The sequence below is a fragment of the Pseudomonas sp. NPDC096950 genome (genome assembly GCF_044762525.1).
Taxonomy (GTDB): Bacteria; Pseudomonadota; Gammaproteobacteria; order Pseudomonadales; family Pseudomonadaceae; genus Aquipseudomonas.
Genome location: NZ_JBIWEL010000026.1, coordinates 39748 through 46111 on the forward strand (window position 1 = coordinate 39748; position 6364 = coordinate 46111).

Genomic DNA, 6364 nt, shown 5'->3' on the forward strand with positions numbered 1-6364 from the left:
TTGCGGATCTTTTTTGGTGGGTGGATAAAACCCAAACACCTAATTAACACGTCGGGCGGGGGCCCATGCTCATTCTGTATTTTTATTTCTCTGTAGGAGCTGCGGCACGCTGCGATCTTTTGATCTTCAATACAACGCTGCAAACAACTTGCGACGGTACGTGGTCACCAGCGGGTGATCGTTACCCAGCAATTCGAACACCTGCAGCAAAGTCTTGTGCGGCAAGCCTTCGCTGTAGCTGCGGTTGCGGATGAACAACTTCAACAACGAATCCAGCGCCGGTTCGTATTGCTGGCGGGCCAGTTGCTGGATCGCCAGTTGATACACCGCTTCATCGTCCTGCGGATCTTTCGCCAGGCGTGCTTTCAGGTCGGCGGCATCTGGCAAATCCTTGGCCTGGCCGAGGAACTGGATCTGCGCCTTGGCACCGGCCAGCGCAGCCTTGTGCTCATCGGTCTTGACCGCGTCGAGCACGGTTTGCGCTTCGCCCAGTTCGCCACGTTCGGTGAGGCAACGGGCATACAGGATCAGCGCCTTGGCGTTGGTGTTGTCTTCGCCCAGCAGCACTTTGAGAATGGATTCGGCATCGGCGAAACGACCTTCATCGAACAGTGCCTGCGCCTGTTCGAACGGATCGGCAGCGGCCGGTGGCGGCATCTGCACATGGGGTTCAAGCATGGCGCGGACAGCGGATTCCGGTTGCGCACCGGCAAACCCGTCCACCGGCTGGCCGTCCTTGAACAGCACCACGGTCGGCAGGCTGCGAATACCGAAGCGCGAGACGATGTCCGGCTCGACGTCACAATTGACCTTGGCCAGCAGCAACTCGCCCTGATAGCTCTCGGCGATGGTTTGCAGCATCGGCATCAGTGCCTTGCACGGCGCACACCATTCGGCCCAGAAATCCACCAGCACCGGTTTGTGAAAAGAGTTCTCGATCACCGACTGGTCGAAATCAGCAGTCGTGGCGTCGAAGATGTACGGCGTTTCCTGACTCATGAGGGATCTCTTGGAAGCGTGAATGAGGCAACTATACGGCTTGGCGGGGTGTGGCCGGAAGCGGGTTGGCCTTTGGAGATGTATCGGCTGACAGGGCGCCTTCGCGAGCAAGCCCGCTCCCACAGGGGAATGCGGTCAACTGTGGGAGCGGGCTTGCTCGCGAAGCTCTTGGCCGCGCCGCGCATGGTAGAGACTCACATACCGAAACTCTTCCGGCTCGGCCAGGTCGGGCAAGGTCATCGCCTCCAGCATTTCAATGCGCCGGTACAACGGATGACGAAAATCCCGAACCCGCGAATCCGCGACCAAGGCTTCCTGGCCGCGACTCAAGAACTCGTCGAGCAGCGGCAGATTCGCCCGGTCATACAGCACGTCGGCGACGAGAATCAGATCAAAGCGATCCGCCTCGGCAAAGAAATCCGTCGAATAATTGAGTTTTACGTCATTCAGCTGAGCATTCGCCCGACACGCCGCAATCGCCAGCGGGTCCAGGTCACAAGCCACCACTTCCAGGGCGCCGGCCTTTACCGCCGCAATCCCCGCCACCCCGGAACCGGCGCCGAAATCCAGCACGCGCTTGCCTTTGACCCATTCCGGAAACTCAGCGAGATAGCGCGCAACTGCCAGGCCACTGGCCCAGCAGAAACTCCAGTACGGCGGCTCATGCAGAATCCGTTGGATTTCGTCCTGGCTGAAAGCGCGATCCATGTTGTCGCCGTCGATCAGCCAGAGTTTCAGGTCAGTGTCCGGTAACTCGCGGGCGACGAGTTGTGCGTCGCCGAGCAGTTCGCCTAGTGCCTGTTGCAGGTCGAGCGGTGCAATCATGGGGCTTTGACGAATTGCAGCTGACCCAAAACCTGGGTCGTCGGTTGTGCAATGGTCTGCGACGGCAGATGCAAAATCAGCTGGCCGGACTGGCTGGCACGACCCCGCAGTTCAACGCGAGCGCCGACCGGGAAGGATTCCGGGTTGAAACGCAGGTGAAACGGCAGAATCTGATTGGTGCCGATCAGACTGGAACTCGCCAGCAATTGTTGCGGGCGGGATTTATCGTCGATCACCAGCAGCGCCAGTTCCACTTCCGCACCGGCGGGCACACCTTGCAGGGTGCCGCTCAATTCACGCTGATACGCCGGCAGCGGGCCGAGGTCCGCCGACTCCTTGGCTTTCTTCTGCGCCGCTTGCGGCGCGGGGCCGGGTGTCGGTGGCTGGGGCTTGGGCGCGTCGCTGCCACAGGCCACCAGCAGGCTTAAAACACTGAGCAGGACGAGCGGTCGTAACGACATTTTTGGCTCCAACAGGGTGACATCCATAATAGCTCGTCTGTATACCGCAAACCCTATGGCTTGTCTTGCCACGGGGATGCGCTACCATGGCCCTCCCTTTTTTTGTTGCCTGCCACCATGCACTGTCCCTTCTGCGGTGCCAACGACACCAAGGTCATCGACTCGCGTCTGGTCGCCGAGGGCGAACAGGTGCGCCGCCGGCGTGAATGCCTGGCCTGCGGCGAGCGTTTCACGACATTCGAGACCGCTGAACTGGTGTTGCCGCGCCTGATCAAAACCGACGGCAGCCGTCAGCCGTTCGACGAAGAAAAACTCCGCGCCGGCATGCAGCGGGCGCTGGAAAAGCGCCCGGTAAGTGTCGAGCGCCTCGAATCGTCGCTGGTGCACATCAAACATAAACTGCGCGCCACCGGCGAGCGTGAGGTCAAATCCCTCGTGGTCGGTGAACTGGTGATGGCCGAGCTGCAAAAGCTCGACGAAGTCGCCTACATTCGTTTCGCCTCCGTGTATCGGCGCTTCCAGGACTTGAACGAGTTCCGCGAAGAGATCGATCGCCTGGCCCGTGAGCCGGTGAAAGAATGACCACCTCCGCAGAGCTTGCCATCCTCGACGCCCACTACATGGCCCGCGCCCTCGAACTGGCGCGCAAAGGTCACTACACGACCCACCCCAATCCACGGGTTGGCTGCGTGATCGTGAAGGACGGGCAGATTGTCGGCGAAGGCTGGCACGTGCGCACCGGCGAACCCCACGCTGAAGTCCACGCCTTGCGTGACGCTGGCGACAAGGCCCGTGGCGCCACCGCTTACGTGACCCTCGAACCGTGCAGCCACCACGGCCGCACGCCGCCCTGCGCCGATGCGTTGGTGAATGCCGGCCTCGCTCGTGTGGTCGCGGCGATGCAGGACCCGAACCCCTCGGTGGCCGGGCGCGGCATGCAGCGCCTGGCCCAGGCCGGCATCGCCATCGAAAGCGGCGTGCTGGAAGGCGAAGCACGCAAGCTCAACGAAGGTTTCCTGAAACGCATGGAACACGGCTTGCCATTCGTGCGGGTCAAGTTGGCCATGAGCCTCGACGGGCGCACGGCGATGGAAAGCGGCGAAAGCCAATGGATCACCGGCCCGGCCGCACGTTCGGCGGTGCAACGCCTGCGCGCCCAGGCCAGCGTGGTGCTGACCGGCGCCGACACAGTGCTCGCGGACAACGCCCGTTTGACCGTGCGCGCCGCCGAGTTGGGCCTGGACGCCGAGCAAACTGCCCTGGCCATGAGCCGTCCGCCGCTGCGGGTGCTGATCGACGGTCGCCTTCGCGTGCCGCTGGATGCGCCGTTCTTCAAGGCTGGCCCGGCGCTGGTCGCCACCTGCATGGCGATTGAAGAGCAATACGCCAATGGTCCGGAATGCCTGATCGTGGCCGGCGACGATGGTCTGGTGGACCTGCGCAAGTTGCTGGTCGAACTGGCCAACCGTGGGACCAACGAAGTGTTGGTCGAAGCGGGGCCGCGCCTGGCCGGGGCTTTTGCCCAGCAAGGCCTGGTGGATGAATTCCAGATCTTCATCGCCGGCAAGTTCCTCGGCTCCTCGGCCCGGCCATTGCTGGACTGGCCGCTGGCGCAGATGAAAGACGCGCCCGAGCTGAAAATCACCGAAATCCGCGCGGTTGGCGATGACTGGCGAGTCATCGCCATTCCTGTGCCGGCAGCGAGCGTATAATTCCCGGCCTGCGCCACGCGACGGCTTTGTTCTCGAGGAGGACTCCATGTTTACCGGCATCATCGAATCCATCGGCAGTATTCGTGCATTGACCCCAAAAGGCGGAGATGTGCGGGTCTACGTAGAAACCGGCAAGCTCGACCTGAGCGACGTCAAACTGGGCGACAGCATCGCGGTCAACGGCGTGTGCCTGACTGCCGTCGAGCTGCCAGGCAACGGCTTCGCGGCGGATGTCAGCCGTGAAACCCTCGACTGCACCGCCATGAATGACCTGAAAAGCGGCAGCCCGGTCAACCTGGAAAAAGCCCTGACCCCGACCACGCGTCTGGGCGGACATCTGGTCAGCGGTCACGTCGATGGCGTGGGCGAAGTGGTTGCCCGCACCGAGAATGCTCGCGCTGTGGAATTCCGCATCCGCGCGCCGAAAGACCTGGCCAAGTACATCGCCCATAAAGGCTCGATCACCGTTGATGGCACCAGCCTGACCGTGAACGCGGTCGATGGGGCCGAGTTCTTGCTGACGATCATTCCCCACACCCTGAGCGAAACCATCATGGCGTCTTATCAGCCAGGTCGCCGGGTGAATCTGGAAGTGGACTTGCTGGCACGTTATCTGGAGCGCCTGTTGTTAGGCGACAAGGCCGCAGAGCCTGCTTCCAGTAACATCACCGAAAGCTTTCTGGCCGCCAACGGCTACCTCAAATCCTGACTCAAGGGGGTGCCTTGTGGCGCTCAATAGCATCGAAGAACTGGTTGAAGACATCCGCCAAGGCAAGATGGTCATCCTCATGGATGACGAAGACCGCGAGAACGAAGGCGACCTGATCATGGCCGCCGAGTGCTGCCAGCCTGAACACATCAATTTCATGGCCAAGCACGCCCGTGGCCTGATCTGCATGCCGATGAGCCGCGAGCGCTGCGAACTGCTGAAGCTGCCATTGATGGCGCCGCGCAACGGTTCCGGTTTCGGCACCAAGTTCACCGTGTCGATCGAAGCCACCACCGGCGTGACCACCGGCATCTCCGCCGCCGACCGCGCCCGCACCGTGCAGGCCGCCGCCGCCAAGGATGCCAAGGCTGAAGACATCGTCAGCCCGGGCCACATCTTCCCGCTGATGGCCCAACCGGGTGGCACCCTCGCTCGCGCCGGTCACACAGAAGCTGCCTGCGACCTGGCGCGCATGGCCGGTTTCGAGCCGAGCGGCGTGATCTGTGAAGTGATGAACGACGACGGCACCATGTCCCGCCGCGCCGAACTGGAAACCTTCGCCGCCGAACACAACATCAAGATCGGCACCATCGCCGACCTGATTCACTACCGGATGATCCACGAACGTACCGTTCAGCGGATTGCCGAGCAGCCGCTGGACAGCGAACTGGGCCAATTCAACCTGGTGACCTATCGTGACTCCGTGGAAGGCGACGTGCACATGGCCCTGACCCTGGGCACCGTGTGCGCCGAAGAGCCGACCCTGGTCCGGGTGCACAACATGGACCCATTGCGCGATTTGCTGATGGTCAAGCAACCGGGCCGCTGGAGCCTGCGCGCCGCCATGGCCGCGGTTGCCGAGGCTGGCAGCGGCGTGGTGTTGCTGCTCGGTCACCCGCTCGATGGCGACGTGTTGCTGGCGCACATCCGCGAGACCGCGGAGCACGTCCCGGCGAAAAAACCGACCACCTACAGCATCGTCGGTGCCGGTTCGCAGATCCTGCGGGACCTGGGCGTACGCAAAATGCGCCTGATGAGTGCGCCAATGAAATTTAATGCGATATCCGGTTTCGATCTGGAAGTTGTAGAATACGTGCCCTCCGAATAATGACCGGTTGTTTCCGGGCCTTGATTCGCGGTTAACACATCACTGAGGGACGCGTAGAAAACGCGTCCCGGCTCTTTAAGAGATCTAACGAATGACCCTGAAGACCATCGAAGGTACCTTCATCGCCCCTAAAGGCCGCTACGCTCTGGTAGTGGGCCGTTTCAACAGCTTCGTCGTTGAAAGCCTGGTCAGCGGTGCAGTTGATGCCCTGGTTCGCCATGGCGTGAGCGAAAGCGACATCACCATCATCCGTGCGCCTGGCGCCTTCGAAATCCCGCTGGTTGCGCAGAAAGTCGCTCAGAAGGGCGAATACGCGGCAATCATCGCCCTGGGCGCGGTCATTCGTGGCGGTACTCCGCACTTCGAATACGTGGCAGGCGAATGCACCAAGGGCCTGGCCCAGGTGTCCATGGAGTTCGGCGTACCGGTCGCTTTCGGCGTCCTGACCGTTGATTCCATCGAGCAAGCCATCGAACGTTCCGGCACCAAGGCCGGTAACAAAGGTGCTGAAGCTGCCCTGTCCGCTCTGGAAATGGTCAGCCGGCGGGCG

8 protein-coding genes are annotated in these 6364 nt (G+C 61.8%); 5 read left to right on the forward strand and 3 right to left on the reverse strand.

The genetic code is table 11. The features are described from left to right. Positions 1-126: 126 nt before the first annotated feature. The 3 genes from trxA to ACIQY3_RS28615 form a co-directional block, all read right to left on the reverse strand. On the reverse strand, positions 127-999 hold the full coding sequence (trxA, locus tag ACIQY3_RS28605) for a thioredoxin (RefSeq protein ID WP_403026534.1): 873 nt from the start codon (positions 997-999) through the stop codon (positions 127-129). A gap of 135 nt (positions 1000-1134) precedes the next feature. Beyond that, positions 1135-1824, reverse strand: coding sequence for a class I SAM-dependent methyltransferase (locus ACIQY3_RS28610; RefSeq protein WP_403026536.1), 690 nt, complete (start codon positions 1822-1824; stop codon positions 1135-1137). Beyond that, positions 1821-2285: a hypothetical protein gene (locus tag ACIQY3_RS28615; protein WP_403026539.1), complete on the reverse strand. Its 465-nt coding sequence runs from the start codon at positions 2283-2285 to the stop codon at positions 1821-1823. The genes ACIQY3_RS28610 and ACIQY3_RS28615 overlap by 4 nt, the downstream gene beginning before the upstream one ends. A gap of 117 nt (positions 2286-2402) precedes the next feature. On the opposite strand from ACIQY3_RS28615, the gene nrdR reads away from it, so the two are divergent. From nrdR to ribE, 5 genes are all read left to right on the forward strand, one after another. Then, a complete protein-coding gene (nrdR, locus tag ACIQY3_RS28620) occupies positions 2403-2867 on the forward strand; it encodes a transcriptional regulator NrdR (RefSeq protein ID WP_003228656.1) in 465 nt (154 codons plus the stop codon). After that, positions 2864-3997, forward strand: coding sequence for a bifunctional diaminohydroxyphosphoribosylaminopyrimidine deaminase/5-amino-6-(5-phosphoribosylamino)uracil reductase RibD (gene ribD, locus ACIQY3_RS28625; protein WP_403026542.1), 1134 nt, complete (start codon positions 2864-2866; stop codon positions 3995-3997). The genes nrdR and ribD overlap by 4 nt, the downstream gene beginning before the upstream one ends. 46 nt (positions 3998-4043) lie before the next feature. Continuing rightward, on the forward strand, positions 4044-4706 hold the full coding sequence (locus tag ACIQY3_RS28630; RefSeq protein ID WP_157712779.1) for a riboflavin synthase: 663 nt from the start codon (positions 4044-4046) through the stop codon (positions 4704-4706). Positions 4707-4722: 16 nt separating this feature from the next. Continuing rightward, positions 4723-5814: a bifunctional 3,4-dihydroxy-2-butanone-4-phosphate synthase/GTP cyclohydrolase II gene (gene ribBA / locus ACIQY3_RS28635; RefSeq protein WP_123596788.1), complete on the forward strand. Its 1092-nt coding sequence runs from the start codon at positions 4723-4725 to the stop codon at positions 5812-5814. Between the two features lie 91 nt (positions 5815-5905). Continuing rightward, a partial coding sequence (gene ribE / locus ACIQY3_RS28640) for a 6,7-dimethyl-8-ribityllumazine synthase (RefSeq protein WP_403026547.1) occupies positions 5906-6364 on the forward strand: 459 nt, incomplete at its 3' end.